13 protein-coding genes are annotated in these 18,363 nt (G+C 71.0%); 6 read left to right on the forward strand and 7 right to left on the reverse strand.

Annotated features, from left to right (window positions below; genetic code table 11):
* Window positions 1-6 precede the first annotated feature (6 nt).
* Window positions 7-1,074, reverse strand: a complete 1,068-nt coding sequence (locus EAO79_RS18315) for an aspartate-semialdehyde dehydrogenase (RefSeq protein WP_124769900.1) — start codon at window positions 1,072-1,074, stop codon at window positions 7-9.
* Between the two features lie 113 nt (window positions 1,075-1,187).
* On the reverse strand, window positions 1,188-2,474 hold the full coding sequence (locus tag EAO79_RS18320; RefSeq protein ID WP_079706865.1) for an aspartate kinase: 1,287 nt from the start codon (window positions 2,472-2,474) through the stop codon (window positions 1,188-1,190).
* A gap of 212 nt (window positions 2,475-2,686) precedes the next feature.
* Here EAO79_RS18320 and EAO79_RS18325 point away from each other — a divergent pair, with 212 nt between their 5' ends.
* Window positions 2,687-3,439 carry a GNAT family N-acetyltransferase gene (locus EAO79_RS18325; protein WP_124769901.1) on the forward strand — a complete coding sequence of 251 codons (753 nt, stop codon included), beginning with the start codon at window positions 2,687-2,689 and terminating at the stop codon, window positions 3,437-3,439.
* A gap of 527 nt (window positions 3,440-3,966) precedes the next feature.
* Here the strand turns inward: EAO79_RS18325 and recR are convergent.
* Window positions 3,967-4,566, reverse strand: a complete 600-nt coding sequence (gene recR, locus EAO79_RS18330) for a recombination mediator RecR (protein ID WP_056014479.1) — start codon at window positions 4,564-4,566, stop codon at window positions 3,967-3,969.
* Window positions 4,567-4,569: 3 nt separating this feature from the next.
* Window positions 4,570-7,281: a DNA polymerase III subunit gamma and tau gene (locus tag EAO79_RS18335; RefSeq protein WP_241160931.1), complete on the reverse strand. Its 2,712-nt coding sequence runs from the start codon at window positions 7,279-7,281 to the stop codon at window positions 4,570-4,572.
* A 139-nt stretch (window positions 7,282-7,420) separates the two neighbouring features.
* Between EAO79_RS18335 and EAO79_RS18340 the strand changes: the two genes are divergently transcribed.
* From EAO79_RS18340 to EAO79_RS18360, 5 genes are read left to right on the forward strand one after another with little or no spacing between them, the layout of a single operon-like run.
* A complete protein-coding gene (locus tag EAO79_RS18340) occupies window positions 7,421-7,717 on the forward strand; it encodes a hypothetical protein (protein WP_124769903.1) in 297 nt (98 codons plus the stop codon).
* Window positions 7,714-9,123: a hypothetical protein gene (locus tag EAO79_RS18345; protein WP_124769904.1), complete on the forward strand. Its 1,410-nt coding sequence runs from the start codon at window positions 7,714-7,716 to the stop codon at window positions 9,121-9,123. Before EAO79_RS18340 ends, EAO79_RS18345 begins: the two co-directional genes overlap by 4 nt.
* Window positions 9,120-9,725 carry a hypothetical protein gene (locus tag EAO79_RS18350; RefSeq protein ID WP_124769905.1) on the forward strand — a complete coding sequence of 202 codons (606 nt, stop codon included), beginning with the start codon at window positions 9,120-9,122 and terminating at the stop codon, window positions 9,723-9,725. Before EAO79_RS18345 ends, EAO79_RS18350 begins: the two co-directional genes overlap by 4 nt.
* Complete coding sequence (locus EAO79_RS18355) at window positions 9,722-10,180, forward strand: hypothetical protein (RefSeq protein ID WP_124769906.1); 459 nt, start codon at window positions 9,722-9,724, stop codon at window positions 10,178-10,180. The genes EAO79_RS18350 and EAO79_RS18355 overlap by 4 nt, the downstream gene beginning before the upstream one ends.
* On the forward strand, window positions 10,177-10,809 hold the full coding sequence (locus tag EAO79_RS18360) for a hypothetical protein (protein ID WP_124769907.1): 633 nt from the start codon (window positions 10,177-10,179) through the stop codon (window positions 10,807-10,809). Before EAO79_RS18355 ends, EAO79_RS18360 begins: the two co-directional genes overlap by 4 nt.
* Before the next feature lie 65 nt (window positions 10,810-10,874).
* Here EAO79_RS18360 and EAO79_RS18365 read toward each other — a convergent pair whose 3' ends face one another.
* From EAO79_RS18365 to EAO79_RS18375, 3 genes are all read right to left on the reverse strand, one after another.
* On the reverse strand, window positions 10,875-14,858 hold the full coding sequence (locus EAO79_RS18365; RefSeq protein WP_124769908.1) for a family 43 glycosylhydrolase: 3,984 nt from the start codon (window positions 14,856-14,858) through the stop codon (window positions 10,875-10,877).
* A 264-nt stretch (window positions 14,859-15,122) separates the two neighbouring features.
* A complete protein-coding gene (locus EAO79_RS18370; protein WP_124769909.1) occupies window positions 15,123-16,880 on the reverse strand; it encodes a glycoside hydrolase family 35 protein in 1,758 nt (585 codons plus the stop codon).
* Between the two features lie 117 nt (window positions 16,881-16,997).
* Window positions 16,998-18,350 carry a sugar ABC transporter substrate-binding protein gene (locus tag EAO79_RS18375; RefSeq protein WP_124769910.1) on the reverse strand — a complete coding sequence of 451 codons (1,353 nt, stop codon included), beginning with the start codon at window positions 18,348-18,350 and terminating at the stop codon, window positions 16,998-17,000.
* Between the last annotated feature and the right edge of the window lie 13 nt (window positions 18,351-18,363).

Here is an 18,363-nt window from a genome sequence, read left to right on the forward strand (position 1 = left end):
GGCCGGTCAGACCGTCGCGGGCTGTGCGAGCAGCTCGGCGGCGACGATCTCGGCGATCTGCACCGCGTTGAGGGCGGCACCCTTGCGGAGGTTGTCGTTCGAGATGAACAGGGCGAGGCCCTTGCCTGCCGGCGCGCTCTGATCCGGACGGATGCGCCCCACGAACGACGGGTCTGCACCGGCGGCCTCGAGCGGCGTCGGCACGTCCGACAGCTGGACACCCGGGGCGTCGCTGAGCAGCTCGATCGCACGTTCCGGCGACAGGTCGCGCGAGAACTCGGCGTTGATCGACAGCGAGTGGCCGGTGAAGACGGGCACGCGCACGCAGGTGCCCGACACGAGCAGCTCGGGGAGTTCGAGGATCTTCCGGCTCTCGTTGCGGAGCTTCTTCTCCTCGTCGGTCTCGCCCAGGCCGTCATCGACGATCGAACCGGCGAGCGGAATGACGTCGAAGGCGATCGGGGCGACGTACTTCTCGGGGGCCGGGAAGTCGATCGCCGAACCGTCGTGGACGAGTCGGGTGAGGTCGCCCTGGGCGACCGCGGCCTCGATCTGGCCGGCGAGTTCAGCCGCACCGGCGAGCCCGGAACCGGAGACGGCCTGGTAGGTGTTGACGATCAGGCGCGTGAGCCCGGCCTCGGCGTCGAGGACCTTGAGGACCGGCATGGCCGCCATGGTCGTGCAGTTGGGGTTCGCGACGATGTCCTTGACCGCGTCCTTGATGGCGTGCGGGTTCACCTCGCTGACGACGAGCGGGACCTCGGGGTCCATCCGCCAGGCGCTCGAGTTGTCGATGACGAGCGCACCGGCAGCCGCGAACCGCGGAGCCTGCGTACGGGAGCCGGTGGCACCGGCCGAGAACAGGGCGATGTCGATGCCGCTCGGGTCGGCCGTCTCGACGTCCTCGACCACGATGTCCTGGCCACGGAACGGGAGCGTCGTGCCCGCCGAACGAGCCGTCGCGAAGAAGCGGATCTCGCTGATCGGGAACTCGCGTTCCTCCAGCAGGCGGCGCATGACCTTGCCGACCTGACCGGTCGCTCCGACGACACCGACACGTACACCGTTGCTCATGGGGATTCCTCTGGTTTCAGGGGGTTGTTGTGAACCATCTTGCATCAGGATCGGCGGGATCCCGCCCGTCGGTCCGTGGTCGGCTTGGTTCCGGAGCCTGTGGACGAGCCTGCTCAGCGGCCGGTGCCGCCGTGGACGACGGCTTCGTCCTCGCCGTCGAGACCGAACGCGGAGTGGACCACGTTGGCGGCCTTGTTGAGGGTGTCGGCCCGCGTCACGACCGAGATGCGGATCTCGCTGGTGGAGATCATCTCGATGTTGATGCCCGCTGCGCTCAGCGCCTCGAAGAGTTTCGCCGAGACGCCGGTGTTCGTGCGCATGCCGGCCCCGACGAGGGCGAGCTTGCCGATCTGGTCGTCGTGCTGGATGGCCGAGAAGCCCACCCGCTCCTGCTCGGCCGCGAGCGCGCGGAGGACCTGCTGCGCCTCGGGCTTCGGCAGGGTGAACGAGATGTCGGTGACGCCGGAGACGGCGGTCGACACGTTCTGGACGATCATGTCGACGTTGCCGCCAGACTTCGCGACGATCGTGAAGATCTCCGCCGCCTTACCCGGCAGGTCGGGGACACCGACGACGGTGATCTTGGCTTCGCTGAGGTCGGTCGCGACTCCGGCGACGATGGGCTGCTCCATGGGTGCCTCACCTGCTCCTGGGTTGTTGCGGCTCGCGTCGTTGAGGACGAGCGTGCCTTCGTTGTTGTTGAAGGACGACCGGACGTGGAGCGTCACGCCGTGGCGGCGTGCGTACTCGACGGCGCGGATGTAGAGGACCTTGGCGCCCGAGGCCGCGAGCTCCAGCATCTCCTCGCTGGAGATGCGGTCGATCTTCCGGGCCTTCGGGACGACGCGGGGGTCGGAGGTGAAGATGCCGTCGACGTCGGTGTAGATCTCGCAGACGTCGGCGTCGAGGGCCGCGGCGAGCGCGACGGCCGTAGTGTCGGAGCCGCCGCGACCGAGCGTGGTGATGTCGCGGGTGTCGCGGTTGAAGCCCTGGAAGCCGGCGACGATGACGATGGCGCCGTCGTCGAGGGCCTCGCGCAGACGCACGGGGGTGACGTCGACGATGCGTGCGGCGCCGTGCTGGGCGTCGGTGATCATGCCGGCCTGGCTGCCGGTGAAGGAGCGTGCGACGTAACCCATGCTGCTGATCGCCATCGCGAGGAGCGCCATCGAGATGCGCTCGCCACTGGACAGCAGCATGTCGAGTTCGCGGGGCGCCGGGATGGGCGTCACCTCGTGGGCGAGGTCGAGCAGTTCGTCGGTCGTGTCGCCCATCGCCGAGACGGCGACGACGACCTCGTTGCCCGCCTTGCGGGTCTCCACGATGCGCTTCGCCACGCGCTTGATGCTCTCGGCGTCCGCGACGGAGGACCCGCCGAACTTCTGCACGATCAATGCCATCGGATCTCCTGGGGAAGTCGGTGCGGGCACGAGCGGCCCAGCGATCATCCTACCCATCCGGGCATTCCGCGCCGTTCATGTGACGAAGGGCACCCTCACCCGCTCCGGGGCAGGAGATCCGCCCCGCAGCAGGACGCTTCGGCCCGTCCGCTCCTGCTGTCGGGCCGATTTCCTGCGGTGGGGAGACGGGTGGGCCTCGGTAGGGTTGGCCTATGCAGCAGGAAAACGCGCGGGTGCTCGCGACGGTGCGACGCCTCTGGCAGGGGCTCGCCTCGCCGACCGCGCGGTTCTCCGCCGGCCGGGTCGCCGTCGTCGTGAACGCCGGCTCGATGGCGTGCCCGCCCGGATGGATCGGCGTCGTCGAGATCGACGGCAGCGCCCTGGCGATCGTGCCCGACGAGGACACCGCCAGGCGGCTCGCCATCGAGGACGAGTCACCGAGGAGCGTCGGAACGGTCGAGTTCCTCCGCTCGCGGGTGCAGGTCGCCGAGGTGCTCGGGCCGGCGACCCTCGACTACCTGCTGCCCGGGCGGTTCCGACCGGCCGAGGAGATCGACGTCGTGGCGAGCAAGGCGAGTGACCCAGCCATCGAGTCGCTGCTGTCGAAGGTGGGCGACGACGAAGCCTCGGAGAGCGGGATCTTCGGCATCACCTCGCCGCTGTTCTCGGTGCGCGAGCACGGACGGGTCCTCGCCGTCGCCGGCTACCGGTCGTGGCCGTTGGGCGTCGCGCATGTGACTGCGTTGACCGCCCCGGAGGCTCGCGGGACCGGTCTCGCGACGCGGCTCGCCTCGACCGCGGTCGAGCACGCCCTCGCGGCCGGACTCCTCCCCCAGTGGCGGGCCGCCGACACGAACCCCGGCTCACGCGCCGTCGCCCGCAAGCTCGGCTTCTCCGCGATCGGCCGGCAGCTGTCGGCTCGACCGGTGGTCGCCGAGTGGCCGGCGCCCTCCGCCGACGCCTGAGGCGCGCCCGGCTGCCCTATCTCAGGAGTCCCTCGGCGCGGCGCAACCCACCAGCCCCGACACACCGGCCGACTCCTGAGAAAGGACCGACCGGAAGCAGACCCCTCGCCCGGCAAGCAGACCCGAGCCTGACGGCGGCACAGCTGCCCTCACTCAGGAGTCCGTCGGCACGGCGGAACCCACCAGCCGCGACACACCGGCCGACTCCTGAGAAAGGACCGACCGGAAGCAGACCCCTCGCCCGACAAGCAGACCCGAGCCTGACGGCGGCACAGCTGCCCTCACTCAGGAGTCCGTCGGCACGGCGCAACCCACCAGCCGCGACACACCGGCCGACTCCTGAGAAAGGACCGACCGGAAGCAGACCCCTCGCCCGACAAGCAGACCCGAGCCTGACGGCGGCACAGCTGCCCTATCTCAGGAGTCCCTCGGCGCGGCGCAACCCACCAGCCCCGACACACCGGCCGACTCCTGAGAAAGGACCGATGGCAACCAGGGGGCGGGGGGGCGGACGACGGGGCGGGGTGTCAGCCGCTGACGACGGTGCGACCCTCGAAGGCACGACCGAGGGTGACCTCGTCGGCGTACTCGAGGTCGCCGCCGACGGGGAGGCCGGAGGCGAGGCGCGTGATGCGGATGCCCATCGGGAGGAGGAGCCGGCTGAGGTAGGTGGCGGTCGCCTCCCCCTCGAGGTTCGGGTCGGTCGCGATGATGACCTCGGTGACGGTGCCGTCGGCGAGGCGCTGCATGAGACGACGGATGTTCAGGTCGTCGGGACCGACGCCGTCGATCGGACTGATGGCGCCACCGAGTACGTGGTAGAAGCCGCGGAACTCACGCGTGCGCTCGATGGCGACGACGTCCTTCGGTTCTTCGACGACGCAGATCAGGGCCGGGTTGCGACGCGGGTCGCGGCACACGCTGCAGAGGTTCTGCTCGGAGATGTTGCCGCAGATCTCACAGAACTTGACCTTCTCGCGGACGACGGTGAGCAGTTCGGCGAGCTTCGACACGTCGAACGACTCCGTCTGGAGGATGTGGAACGCGATGCGCTGCGCCGACTTCGGACCGATACCGGGCAGCCGCCCGAACTCGTCGATCAGATCTTGGACGATTCCCTCGTACATGGCCTACCGCCCTCCGGAGCGCGGCTCGTGCGGCTGCTCCTCGATGAATGTGGCGCCGAGAAGCTCGCGGACGACGCTCTCGCCGTACCGGTTGTCGCCCGCGGGGTGGGACGTCGGCACCGGGGGCGCCTGGCGCATCCGGACCGGGGGCTGCGGGCGCTGCTCGGCGACCGGGGCCGCAGGCGGTGCGGCCTGCGGGGAGCCGGCAGGAGCTGCGGATGGCGCGACGGCCGCTGGGGATGGAGCAGGTGCCGACGACTCGAACGGGTCGGGGTAGGGCGGCTCGTCGTCCGGCGGCGGTGCGTCGTCGTCGGACGGGATCGAGACGACGTCCCACGTGACGGTGCGCGAGCCGAGCGCGTCGCCGTTCGATGGGCCTCTGGCGGGTGCCTGCTGGCGCGGCGGGGTCGACGGCTGCCGCTGCGCGGGTGAGCCGGCCGGCGTCCCGGAGGCTCCGGATGCGGTGGGTCGCCCGGGCTGCCCTTCGACAGGCTCAGGGACCGGAGACGGCCGAGTCGCCGAAGCAGGCTCGGGCGATGACGAGGGCCCTTCGACCGGCTCAGGGACCGAGGATGGTGGCGTCGCCGAGGCGGCACCAGGTGACGACGTGGGCCCTTCGACAGGCTCAGGGACCGGAGACCGCTCAGGGACCGGAGACGGCTCGGGCTCGTCGGCCGGCGGCGCGACCGTCGCCCACGAGGAGGCGGAGACGGAGGTCTGCTCCTCGACGGGCTCGGGGGCCGCGGGCGCAGGAGCCGCCGGGGCAGCGGGCGAGGACGCAGCGGGCGACGACTCGGCGTCGGCCGGCGCAGCGGAGGCGGGCTCGCCGCCGGCGGGAGCGACGGTGGGCCACGACGGGCGGGCTCCCGACCCGCCGCTGCTGTCTGACGACGACGGGGCAGCGGCTGCGGGGGCGGGGACGGTCTGCGGCAGGCTCGGGGTCGACCAGGAGGACGACTCCGACGAGGGAGCGCCGGTGGCGGGCGCAGTTGCCCGCGGTGCCGGCGGCTCGTCGGCACCGGCGACCTTGGCGAGGTACTTCACCCGCACGCCGAGGACGTCGAGGACCGCCGTGCGCAAGACCTCAGCGACACCGGTGCCGGGGGCGTGACGTGCCTTGAAGTCGTTGAGGTCGCTGTTGTTCGCGAAGACGAGCGTGAGGACGTCGTCGTCCGAGTACCCGCCGACCTGGGTGTTGACGACGATCATCCAGGCCTTGCGATCGGCCTTCTCTACCCGCGCCACGATCTCGGGCCAGGCGTCGCGGATGTGCTGCAGGGTGACCGGGCCGACCCGAGGGGCGGCGGGGGTCGGTGCCGCGGTCTGCGCGTGGTCAGGTTCCTGCGCCGGTCGACGGTCGGGGGCCGCGGATGCTGTCGAGGCAGCGGCCGGGGCGGGAGCAGGGGTGGAGCTCGCCGCAGTGCTCGCGGGGACAGCACCGGCAGAGACCGGAGCGCCGGCAGAGGCTGCAGCGCGGTCGGCGACCACGGGCTGCGTCGAGGCCGCGGGCTGCGCCGAGACCGCGGCCTGGCCGCCCTCGACGGCAGCACCCTCGACGCCGATGCGACGCTCGAGCCGCTCCACCCGGGCCAATGCACCGCGAGCGGAGTCGTCGGCTGCGGGCACGAGGATGCGCGCCATCATGAGCTCGAGGTGGAGCCGGGGCGACGTGGCGCCCGTCATCTGGGTGAGCGCCTCGTTCACGACGTCGGCCGTGCGGGACAGCTCGGCGATGCCGAACGCCCGCGCCTGGGCGAGCATCTTGTCGAGTTCGTCCTGCGGGAGCCCGCGGAGGACCGCCGCCGCGTTCTCGCCCGTGGCGGCCACGACGATGAGGTCGCGGAGTCGCTCGAGCAGGTCGTCGACGAAGCGGCGTGGGTCTTGGCCGGTCTGGATGACGCGGTCGACGGTGCTGAAGGCTGCACCCGAGTCGCGGGCGGCCAGGGCGTCGACGACTTCGTCGAGCAGGGCCGTGTGGGTGTAGCCGAGCAGGGCGACCGCGCGCTCGTAGTCGACGGAGTCGCCCTCGGAGCCGGCCATCAGCTGGTCGAGCAGGGACAGCGTGTCGCGGGCGGAGCCGCCTCCGGCCCGGACGACGAGCGGCAGCACGCCGGCCTCGACACCCACGTGCTCGCTCTCGCACAGCTGCTGGACGTAGTCGAGCATCTGCGCCGGCGGGATGAGCCGGAAGGGGTAGTGGTGGGTGCGGGAGCGGATCGTGCCGATCACCTTGTCGGGCTCGGTCGTCGCGAAGATGAACTTCACGTGCTCCGGCGGCTCCTCGACGATCTTCAGCAGGGCGTTGAACCCCTGCGGGGTGACCATGTGCGCCTCGTCGAGGATGAAGATCTTGTAGCGGTCGCGCGCGGGCGCGAAGATCGCGCGCTCGCGGAGGTCGCGGGCGTCGTCGACACCGTTGTGGCTGGCCGCGTCGATCTCGACGACGTCGAGCGAGCCGGAGCCGTCGCGGGAGAGGTCGACGCAGCTCGCGCAGACGCCGCACGGGGTGTCGGTCGGGCCCTCGGCGCAGTTGAGGCAGCGGGCGAGGATGCGAGCGGACGTCGTCTTGCCGCAACCACGTGGACCGCTGAACAGGTACGCGTGGTTGACGCGGTTGGTGCGCAGGGCCGTCATGAGGGGATCGGTCACCTGCGCCTGACCGATCAAGTCGGCGAACGTCTCGGGCCGATACCGGCGATACAGAGCTGTGACCACCCACCAATGGTAGCCGTCGCCCCCGACATCGGAGCCGGCTTCCCGGCAGGACCGGTCGGCCCCGCACGGTGGGGAGTTCTCCCCATCGAGGCCGTCCCCGTCGCTTCCTAGAATGGTCAGCGCCACCAGAGAGGACCAGATGGAACAGTTCACGGTCGACACGGCCCTCATCAGGGACACGACAGCCAACCTCACCGTCATCCAGAGCGAGTTCGACGCCGCGGAGAAGCACACCGCGTCGGCCGCCGACGTGATCCCCCACGAGCTCCTCGCCCGGACCCTCCAGGAGTTCTCGAGCGGCTGGGACACCAGGCGCTCGGAGTTCTCGGAGGCGATCACCACCCTGAACGGGATGGGCACGGCGATCGCCGACCACTTCGAAGGCTGGGAGGCCGACCAGGCCGCAGCCGCCGGCGGAGACGGAGACGAAGGATGAGCCCGATCCCCGGCGACCCCGGTTCCATCCGCACCTGGGCGACCACCTACGGCGGGATCGCCGACACCATCGTCGAGGCCTCCTCGCAGCTGCAGTCGCTGGAACTGGGCGAACAGACGAGCATCGCGGTCATCGAGTACCACGACAACGCGCAGTACCTCGGGGAGAACATCGCGCTCACGGAGCCCCGCTACCGCGCGGTCCACGAGGCGCTCACGTTCTACGCCGACGAGCTCGAGGCAGCCCAGCAGACCGAGCGCGACGCGATCGCCGCGGCGGAGGCCGCGGAGACCGAGCACGCGAGCGCGAACAGCGACTACCTGCCGAAGTGGGAGGCCGCGGACACGGCGGCCCACGATCCGGCTGCCACCGACGCCGCGGAGACGAGGGCCGCCTCCGACACCGCCTGGTATCGACTGGAAGAGGCCCGCATCGCGCAGGGGCAGGCCCAGGTGGACCTCGAGAACGCCCAGATCCGCGCCGAGAACGCCGGACGCACCGCCGCCTCGATGATCACCACGACCGTCGACGGCGACGGCATGAACGACACCTGGTGGGACGACTGGGGGAAGGGCCTCTACGACGTCCTCTCGGTGGTCGGCATGGTCATCGTCGGAGTCGTCGCCGTCGTCGCGATCGTCGGCCTCGTCCTCGCGACGATCGGGACCGCGGGTATCGGGCTCCCCGCCTTCGTCGTCGCGGGAGTCGCCGTGATCGGTGCAGCGGGTGTCGGCATCGCCGGACTCATGGGCCTGATGACCGGCGGCGCGATGCTGGCGGGAGAGAAGGGCCTCGAGAACCAGTTGATGTGGGACGCGATCGGACTCCTCCCCTTCTCGAAGTTCCTCAAGGGCCCGATCGCGAAGGCCCTCCGCAACATGGACGTGCCGACGACCGGGCCAGGCTCGCTCGCCGGCGCGCCCCGCATCTCCGGCACGACGCCGACCACCAACCGCTTCATCGACGCCGCCGGGCGTGGTGGCGAGACGCAGAAGGCCGCCGTCGAGTTCTACCTCGACAACCAGGTGGACATCTTCGCCTCGGTCGGGCTGGAGGCAGGTCAGAACATCACCGCGGGAACGCCGTCCCTGCTGCCCGACCTCACCCCGAACGACCAGGCGCCGAACGCCCACCAGGAGGGATGGCACCCCGGCGACTCGCAGTACGTGCCGCCGGACGAGTACCGCCTCGACCCGTTGGTGCCCGACTTCGGCACGCCGTCGACCGTGTTCGGTGGTGGCGGCAATGGGACCGGTGTACAGCCGCCGCCGACGGTCAGCCCGTACCCGCTCACCCTGCCGGGCTCCTCGCCGGTCGTCCCCGGCGGTCAGACCTACGGCCCGGCGAACCCGACCGTGCCGGACACCGGCACTGGCACGGGCACGGGCACGGACGGTCAGGGATGACCGCGCCGACCCCGTCCGTGATCACCGTTCGCCTCGACGGCGTCGACCTCGACCGCTGGATCTGGGTTCCGCACGCCTGGCCCTACGAGGGGTTCACCGACCCGCGGGGCTGGGCGGACGCCGCGGCGAAGCGTGTCGCACGCCGGTCAGGGTTCGCCTTCGTGAAACGAGCCGCGCTCCGCGACGACCTCATCGAGATGTCGAGGAGCCGGGACAGCGTCGGCGCTCATTGGACGGTTGCCTACGCCCCGGACCTCAGCCGCCCGGCGCGCATCGCCCGCATCGAGGTGCACGACAGCCGCGTGGGGACGTACCGGAGTCTCGAGCAGTTCATGCAGCTCGACACCCCGGGTCTCGAGGGCCCACCGGTCGTCGAACCGTTCGTGTCGCTCCACCTCGGCGAGGGCATCACGGCGATCATGCACCAGCGGAACGCCGACCGGACGCTCTCCGCAGTGCGCTCGTACGGCTGGACCCTCCCCACCTGCTGGGTGTCGATGTACTACGCCGACTTCGACCTCGGGTTGATGGAGCGCCTGCGGCCCGAGTTCGATGCGCTGGCACGGGCGTTGCAGGTCGACGAGCAGGTCGTCGACTCGTGAGTTCGACGCGACCCTCCCATCCGAGCGGCGCGGGCGTCCGAGCGGTTCCGCGGCGGACACAGCTCGCCCTCGCCCTCCTCGGCCTGACGATCGTCGGCTGGCTCGTCGGCTGCGTCGTGCCGCTCGCGTTCTCCAGCGCGGGGTCCGTCCCCTGGACGCCGTCGCCGGTCTGGTACCTGGTCGTGCCCGTCCTGTTCCTGGTGGCCTCCATCGAGTTGTCCTGGTGGGCTCGACACCGACGCACCGCGCAAGCGTTCGCAAGCGTGATCAGTGGCCTGCAGCTGGCGGCGATCCTCATCTGCCTGCGGGTCGCCGACGCACGCCCGCTCGACGCCGCATGGCCGCACGACCTCAGCACGGCGGTCTGGATCGGCATCGGGTGCATCATCGTCGGCCAGGGGTTCGCGTACCTCGCCGAGCGCTCGGCCGCTCGTCACCGCGGGGTGGTCTCGTGAGCGTTGCTCGTCGCTACCGGTTCGTCCTCCCGGCCGGTTGGGGCTATCTGGCTGCTTCGGAGAGCGTGGAGGCCGCCGTCACCAGACTGGTTCCGGACGACGGACCCACCGCCGGACGGGCCGCCCTCGCCAAGCTCCGCCCCGCCCTCCGCCAACAGTTGCGTTCGCTCCGCGGTCGAACCGTCGCGAGCGGCGGCGTCGACATCCTGCTGCCGGTCGCCCCTCGTGCCGGCGCCATCATCCCGGCGAACATCGTGATCGCCCGGCCCGGTGCCGAGGAACGGTCGGAGTACGCATCCGGCGGGCTCCCCACCGGATGGGCGTCGGCGGAGGGAGGCGCTGATCGCTCCGAACGCCGCGCCGACCTCATCGGCGAGCTGCCCGTGACCCGCCACCTCCGGGTGCGCCGGGAACAGACCGACGAAGCCGGCACGACCGCCGACCTCATCCGAGTCGACTACTTCATCCCGGTCTCGCCGGAACGCGAACGCGAGCTCGCGCTCATCGTCAGCGCGACGGTGCTCGGCCGGGTCGGCGACGAACGCCTCCCGCCGTCGACGGTCGAGGTGCTCGTGACGCTCGTCGACGCGATCATCCACACCTTCCAGTGGGAGGAACCGCCCCGCTGAACCGCCCCGTGGCCGGATGGCGGACGTTCGTCCCCTCGCCCGGGCACGCGCGAGGGGACGTGGAGTCAGCGTCGGACGATCATGATCCAGGAGAGCTGCACGTCGGTGCCGCCGCCCGAACCGACCGGATCGAGGGTGATCGACAGGCGGCCGTCCGCGTCCGGCTGCACGGACGACAGCGTCGCCACCGTCGGAGTGCCGGTGATCGGTTGCGCGCTGAGCAGCGTCGCACCGTTCGCCCCGATGTCCGCGCGCCGGTTGTCCACCCACTGCGACCACGGGTCGTACAGCCCGACGTACACGTCGTAGCTCCCCGCGTCGAGGGAGTCGAACGCGTACTCCAAGGTGCGGTCGGTCGCGGAACTCGCGACGTAGCGGAGCGACTCCGAGAACGGCCCGTCGGTCGTGCCCGTCTCCGCGCCGACGACGCCCCAGTTCGCGCCGGTGGCCGCGTCGGCCCCGAGCGTCCGGTCGGACGTCGAGTTGAGCAGGGTGCCGTCGGCGTCCGCCACCGAGCGGATCGCGTCGTACTCGGGCGACGCCGATCCCCCGGCGTCGACGAGGTAGACGAGGTCCTTCGGGACGACCGTCACCTGCCGGGTCACCGGGCGGGACACGCCCTCCACCGCGCCGGTGAGCGAGACCGGACCGGGGACGGCGAGCGCAGCGGTGTCCCAGGTGATCGTCCGGGTGGTCGTCGTGCCGCCCTCCGTGACCTGCGCCTCGCTCGGCAGGGTGCTCGCATCACCGAGTCGGACGGTCGTCGGCACGTCGATGTCGACCGCGACCTTGCCCTTCCCCTCGAGGTCCGCGAGCGTCCACTCGTCGTACCACTTCAGGGACAGGGATCCGTCGTCGCCGAACTCGAGCGGGAGCCAGACGGCCGGCGCGTTGCGGAGGTCGGACGGCGTCCAGCGGTCACCCATGTAGATGAACTTGCCGGCGGCCGCGTCGATGGGGATCACGGACGTGCTCTGGCTGCCGTGGGTCGTCGACGCACCGGAGCCGCTCACCGGGTTACCGTGGTCGGTCCACTCCCCCAGCATCGAGTCGGCGGTGGCGTACTTGGCCGGGTTGGGGTTCCAGCCGGTCGCGCCCGAGGTGATGAGGTAGTACGTGCCGTCGTAGACGAACACCGCCGGGGCCTCGCGCTGCCCACCGATGTAGGTGCGGGTGAAGTCCTCGCCCTTCACGGCGCGGTCGACGGGTGCCGACAGGAACATGAAGTTCGACGACAGCTTGGAGATGAAGAGGGTCAGGTTCTCCTCGCTCGCGTAGATGATGTAGCCGGTGCCGTCGACGTCGGTGAAGAGGTTCATGTCGCGGGCCATGCCGGGGCTGTCGGGCTGGTAGTTGGGCTCGCCCTCCGGCGCGACGTTCAGGCGGTAGCTGTCCACGTAGCGGAACGGGCCGGTCGGTGAGTCGGAGACCGCGACGCCGGCGGTCGCCTTCGCGTACTGCGCGTCGGACGTCGCGCTCGGGCCGTCGGTGTGGATCCACATGACCCACTGTTCGGTTGCGGCGTTGTACATGACCTTCGGCCGCTCGAGGATCGCTGCGGGGACGGCCGGGTCGCTCGGGACCGTCAGGAGGTCGCGGACGACCGCCGCGCGTTGCCGGGCCGTGTAGTCGGCGTACAGCTCGGCTGCGGCAGGATCGGTCGTGAGCTGGTCGGCGGTCGACAGGGCCTGCAACGCCAGACCTTCGTCGGTCCAGTTGTAGAGGTCGCGCGAGGAGTACACGTGCACCCCGCGGCTGCTCGCGTAGCCGTTCCACCGGTCTTCGCCGTACCAGTAGTAGATCGGCTGGCCGTCGGCGTCCGTCGACGGCACGACCTGCCCGCCGTGCGCCTGGATCGGGTTGCCCTGGTCGTCCACCCAGGCCTGGCCCGGGCGGAACGAGTCGTAGGTGACGATCGGCCGGAGTGCGGTGCGTGCGGCACCGAGCGCGTCGTAGGCGGCGGTGAGCGCAGCACTGTCGGTCGACCCGGCGTCCACGAGCGCCTGGGCGTCGGCGATCGCCGCGTCGAGGACGGCGAGCGAGTCGGCGACGTAGCCGGCGCGCTGCCCCTCGTCGAGCGTGACGGCTCGGATCTTCGCTGCGAGCACCTCGGTGGACGCCGTGTGCGGTGCTCGGACGACGATGGAGTTCACCGCGGGGTCGGTGTAGGTGTTGGTCCGACCCGCCGGGCTGTGGACCTCGAGGTCGAGGGTCCCGTCGTCGACGCTCACCGTGAGCTGCTGCTCGAGGAGCGCACCGGCCGTCGCGGTGACCTGGGCGAGCGTCTCGCCCTCGGCCTTGAGGTCGAGCGGTCGTGCCGCCCACCCGCTCGGCAGGTTGAACCCGAGGGTGACCTCGTACTCGCCGGCCGGGAGGTCGAAGGCGTAGTCGACCGACCGCGTCGGGAGCGAGCTGCCCGCGGGCGGCGCGTCGTACCGGAGGGAGGCGGTCTTCTCGGTCCCGGAGGAGCTGTTCGCCGTCGGGTTGCTGTTCGCGTCGGCGACGAATCCCCAGGACGCGCCGGTGGCGGCGTCGACCCCGTAGGACTGGTCGGTGCGTGACTGGTACAGCCCGATGTGGTCGCCGGCGGAGACCGCGTCGGTCACCGTGCTGCCGGCGTTCGCGAAGTAGAGGACGAAGTCGTTGGCGACGAGTTCGTCGACCGTCGGGCTCGGGTAGCTCGGTGCGGCCTCGGCGCGTGGTGCGTCCGCCGTGACGAGTGCGCCGGAGAGCCCGAGCGCGAGGACGACCGCGCCCGCGACGCCACTGCGTCCGACACCGCCGCTGGAGGAGGCGCCTTCGGCGGCGCTCGAGGCCACGACCCGACGACGGCGGAGGATGAGCAGGGCACCCGCGAGCAGGAGTACCGCAGCCACGATCACCGCGGCGGCGATCGAGACACCCGACACGGCGAGCCCACCGGCACCGCCTGCATTCGTGCCCGAGCCCGGCTGACCGGCCCCCGGGTCCGCCCCGGGCTCGCCGCCCGGCCCGGTTCCGGGATCGGTGCCGCCGGGCAGGGAGTCGACGGTGTTGCCTGGGCCGCCGTTCGTGCCACCGGCGACGGGGACTGCACCGGCCGCGGCGACGGCACCCGCCTCGCCGAGCGCGACACCGGCCGCGAGCAGACCGTCGGGCAGCGCCGAACGGGCGTCGTCGGCACCCCAGACCGTGACCGATCCGTCGGCGGCGATCGCCCCGGACAGGTACGGACCCGCGAAGACACGGACGACGTCGACCCCGTCGAGGGACACCGGCACCTCGGTCTGGCCGGAGCCGTCCGCGCCCCAGGCGAGGACGGTGCCGTCGTCGGCGAGGGCGAGCGCGTGGTCGGTGCCGGCGGCGAGCTGCACGACGTCCTCGTCCGCGAGCGCCGTCGGGAGCTCGAGCTGCCCGGCGTCGCTCCGGCCCCAGGGGACGACGTCACCGTCGTCGGTGAGGGCGACGGTGAAGCCGGATCCGATCGCGACGTCGGTCACGCGTGCACCGTCGAGCGCGGTCGGGAGGTCGTTCTGTCCGAATGCGTCGTCACCCCAGAGCGCGAGCGTGCCGTCGGCGCGGACGGCGGCCGAGTTCGGTCCGCCGGCGGCGATGCGCAGGACCCGGTCGAGGCCTGCCGGGACCGTGGCCTGGCCGTCGGCATCGCGGCCCCAGGCGGTGACGGTGCCGTCGGCGGCGAGCGCGAGCGAGTGGTTCGTGCCGGCCGCGACCTGGGTGATCGTTCCGGTGAAGCTCGGGACGGTCGACTGGCCGAAGCCGTCGGCGCCCCACGCGAGCACGGTGCCGTCCGCGCCGAGCGCCACGGCGTGGCCGAGACCGGCGGCGACACCGGTGACCGGAGTGCCGACGAGCTCCGCGGGAGCCGCCGGGTCGCCCCAGCTGAGCAGGGCCGCCGCGGGCGCCTCGGCAGCGGCCGCGCTCCCCGCCGTCAGAGTGGTGGTGCCGACGATGGCGACCGTCAGGAGGCCTGCGGCGAGACCACCCCGCCGCAGGACGGCGGCACCTCCATCCGGTGTCGATCGGTCGGGTCGTCTCGTCGCTCGTCGCATGCTGCGGCGTCCTTTCACGTCATCGTGGGGTGCTGCGGAGGTGGTGCTCAGGTGCTGCGGCCCTTCGACAAGCTCAGGGACCGGGGTTGAGGTCAGGGACCGGGGTCGAGGTCAGGGACAGGGGTGGAGGTGCTGGCGTTTGGATCGGTCCCTGAGCCTGTCGAAGGGCGGGGAACGGACCTGTGACCCTTCGACAAGGTCAGGGAACGGGTGGTGCGGTCGGCGCCGCGTCTGTGCGGGCGACGCCGACCGGATCGTGGGCGGCTAGAACTCGGTCGGGCCGAGCGAGGGGCGGGCGAGGAAGGAGAGCGTCGGCGTCGTGAGCGCATGGAACTCGAACACCGTGAAGCGGTTCTCCCCGGCACGGAGCTGGCCGCCGGGGACGTACAGCGTGTGCTGCGGCCCCCGCGACCAGTAGCGGCCGAGCAGGAAGCCGTTCACCCAGACGAGCCCCTTGCCCCAGGCTGCGGTGTCGAGGAACAGGTCGGTGGGCGCGTCGAGCGTGACGGTGGCGGTGAGGAGGACCGGCCCGGCACCGCTGATCGTGGCGCCGGACGTGCGCGTGGCTGCGGCGTCGACGACGGCGTCGAGGCGGTCGAGGGCCACGGGGGCGATGCCCCACGACGTGAGTTCCACGCCGTCGAGCGACACGGGCCCGATGATCCCCTTCGGCTCCCCCAGGCGCTTGCCGTAGTTGACACGGCCCTGGTTCTCGAGGAGGAGTTCGAGCGTCTCACCCGCCGGGATGACGATGGAGCGCTCCTTGAACTCGCGGGTGAGTGCACCGACCGGCACGCCGTCGACGGAGACGACCACGCGGTCGCGCACCTCGGTGAACCGGAGCACCCCGCCGCGTCCACCGAGCGACGCCCGGTACCGCGCCAGACCGCTGAACGCTCCGAGTTCGTCCATCGTCGGGATCCGGTCGAACGCCTGGAGCGGCGCGATCTCGTCGGCCACGTCCGCGAACGGGACCTCCTGCTCGAACGACGCGGTGAACGCCGGGGCGTCCGTCGCCGCCGGTGGGATCTCCGTCGGCACCTCGGCGTACTTCGCGATCACGTCGCGGAAGGCGAAGAACTTCTCCGTCGGGTGGCCGGCCTCGTCGAGGGGCGCGTCGTAGTCGTAGGAGGTGACGTGCGAGCGGTACTGGCCCTTGTCGTTCGCGCCACCGGTGAACCCGAAGTTCGTGCCGCCGTGGAACATGTAGATGTTCACGGACGCGCCGGCAGCGAGGAGGGCGTCGAGGTCCGCCGCCGTCTCCGCGATGGGCGTCGTGTGGTGGTGCTCGCCCCAGTGGTCGAACCAGCCGTCCCAGAACTCGGAGCACATGAGCGGCCCGGTCGGCTGGTGTTCCCGCAGGGTCGCGAGGCGTTCGAGCGAGCGGCTGCCGAAGGAGCCGGTCTTGTGGAGTTCGGGGATGCTGCCGTCCTCGAGCATCTGGGCCGTGGGCTGGTCGACGGTCGTCAGCGGCACGGTGATGCCGAGCTCGCGGGTCCAGTCGGTCAGTGTGCGGAGGTAGTCGTGGTCGTCGCCGTAGGCGCCGTACTCGTTCTCGACCTGCACGAGGATGACGGGACCGCCGCGGTCGATCTGCAGCGGGGCGACGATCGGCAACAGCGCCTCGAAGTACTCGCGGACGGCGGCCAGGTAGCGCGGCTCGCTGCGACGGAGGCCGAGCTCGGGGTCGTGCAGCAGCCAGCCGGGGAGGCCGCCGTTGTCCCACTCGGCGCAGATGTAGGGGCCGGGACGCACGATCGCGTACATGCCGGCGTCGGCGACGAGGCCGAGGAAGCGTTCGAGGTCGTTCACGCCCGTGGTGTCGAACACGCCGCGCTCGGGGCTGTGCTGGTTCCACGCGACGTAGGTCTCGATGGTGTTGAGGCCCATGAGCTTCGCCTTCGCGATGCGGTCCGCCCACTGCTCGGGGTGCACCCGGAAGTAGTGGAGGGCTCCGGAGATGATCCGGAACGGCTGACCGTCGAGCAGGAAGTCGTCGTCGCCGATGGAGAAGGTGGGCATGCTGGGGCTCCGTGATGAAGGGGTGCGGATGGAGCGACCACGGCCGGCCGGAGCGGATCCCGGAGGACCCTCCGACCGGCCGCGGTCGATGGTGCTGGTGCTACAGGTGCCGTTCGGCTACTTCTCGGTGACCGTGAAACCCTGCGTGTTGCCGTACTCGACGAGCTGCTTCTGCCAGTCGGCGAGACCGTCGTTCAGGTCGGCCTTGTTCGCGTAGGACTGTCCGACGGTGTCGGCGAAGATGCTGTTCGCGTAGACCTGGTACGGCAGGTACTGCCAACCGGTCGACACGTCCTTCGCACCCTGCACGAGGACCTCGTTGATCTTCTGGCCACCGAAGTACTCGGGAGCTGCGGAGAGGAACTCGTCGGAGTTGAGGTCGGCGGTCGTCGCCGGGAAGCCGCCGTTGTCGAGGAAGACCTTGACGCTGTCCTCGTCGTTGTTCAGCCACTTGAGGAAGCCCGCGGCGAGCGCCGGGTTCTTGCTCTGCTTCAGCACGACCTGGCCACCGCCACCGTTCTCGGCGTTGGCGGGCTTGCCGTCGTAGGTCGGGATCGGTGCGACGCGCCACTGACCGGAGGCCTCGGCGACGGACGACTCGAGCACGCCGGGCATCCAGGCGCCCGTGATGAGCGTCGCGATGCTGCCGTTGCCGAGCGACTTGTACCAGTCGTCGCTCCACCCCGGGACCTCGGAGAGCAGGTCGCCCTCGACGAGCTGGTTCCAGGTGTCGGCCCACTTCTTGGAGCCCTCATCGGCGAGGTTGACGCTCACCTTGGTGCCGTCGGCGGTGAACGGACGTCCACCGGCCTGCCAGATCATGCTGGTCGCGAAGCCGGAGTCACCGGAGTCGTTGGTGATGTACTTCGACGGGTCGGCCGTGTGCAGCTGTGCGGCTGCCGCGATGTACTCGTCCCAGGTGGTCGGCACGGCGATGCCGTACTGGTCGAACACCGTCTTGTTGTAGAACATGGCCATGGGGCCGGAGTCCTGCGGGAGGGCGTAGAGGCCGTCGCCGATGTTGACGGAGCTCCACGGGCCGGGGCTGTAGTCGTCCTTCAGGTCGCCGAAGCCGTAGGCGTTGAGGTCGACGAGGGAGTCGCTGAGCGCGAACTGCGGGATGGCGTAGTACTCGACCTGCGCGACGTCGGGGGCACCCTTACCGGCCTTGATCGCGTTCTGCAGCTTCGTGTACTCGGTGGTGTTGGTGCCGGCGTTGACGAGGTTGACCTTGACCTTGGGGTAGGCCTTCTCGAACGCGGCGACCTGCGCCTCGGCGGAGGGCGTCCAGGACCAGTAGGTGATCTCGCCACCGGCTTCGAGGGCGGATTCGATGTCCTTGGCGTCGCCAGAGGCGGTGCTGCCGCCGCCGGACGAGCAGGCGACGAGCGAGGCTCCGATCATCGCGGACGCGACGGCCGCCGTGGCCGCGCGGCGCAGAACCGTGCGAGACGGTGAGATGCGCTTCATGGGTGTTTCCTTT

The organism is Plantibacter sp. PA-3-X8, assembly GCF_003856975.1.
Taxonomy (GTDB): domain Bacteria; phylum Actinomycetota; class Actinomycetes; order Actinomycetales; family Microbacteriaceae; genus Plantibacter; species Plantibacter auratus.

Excerpts from the sequence above, each read along its gene's own strand:
- EAO79_RS18340 (WP_124769903.1), top strand. The coding sequence starts at position 7,421 with ATGGAACAGTTCACGGTCGACACGGCCCTCATCAGGGACACGACAGCC.
- EAO79_RS18345 (WP_124769904.1), top strand. The coding sequence starts at position 7,714 with ATGAGCCCGATCCCCGGCGACCCCGGTTCCATCCGCACCTGGGCGACC.
- recR (WP_056014479.1), bottom strand. The coding sequence starts at position 4,566 with ATGTACGAGGGAATCGTCCAAGATCTGATCGACGAGTTCGGGCGGCTG.
- EAO79_RS18375 (WP_124769910.1), bottom strand. The coding sequence starts at position 18,350 with ATGAAGCGCATCTCACCGTCTCGCACGGTTCTGCGCCGCGCGGCCACG.
- EAO79_RS18365 (WP_124769908.1), bottom strand. The coding sequence starts at position 14,858 with ATGCGACGAGCGACGAGACGACCCGACCGATCGACACCGGATGGAGGT.
- EAO79_RS18350 (WP_124769905.1), top strand. The coding sequence starts at position 9,120 with ATGACCGCGCCGACCCCGTCCGTGATCACCGTTCGCCTCGACGGCGTC.
- EAO79_RS18325 (WP_124769901.1), top strand. The coding sequence starts at position 2,687 with ATGCAGCAGGAAAACGCGCGGGTGCTCGCGACGGTGCGACGCCTCTGG.
- EAO79_RS18315 (WP_124769900.1), bottom strand. The coding sequence starts at position 1,074 with ATGAGCAACGGTGTACGTGTCGGTGTCGTCGGAGCGACCGGTCAGGTC.
- EAO79_RS18320 (WP_079706865.1), bottom strand. The coding sequence starts at position 2,474 with ATGGCATTGATCGTGCAGAAGTTCGGCGGGTCCTCCGTCGCGGACGCC.
- EAO79_RS18370 (WP_124769909.1), bottom strand. The coding sequence starts at position 16,880 with ATGCCCACCTTCTCCATCGGCGACGACGACTTCCTGCTCGACGGTCAG.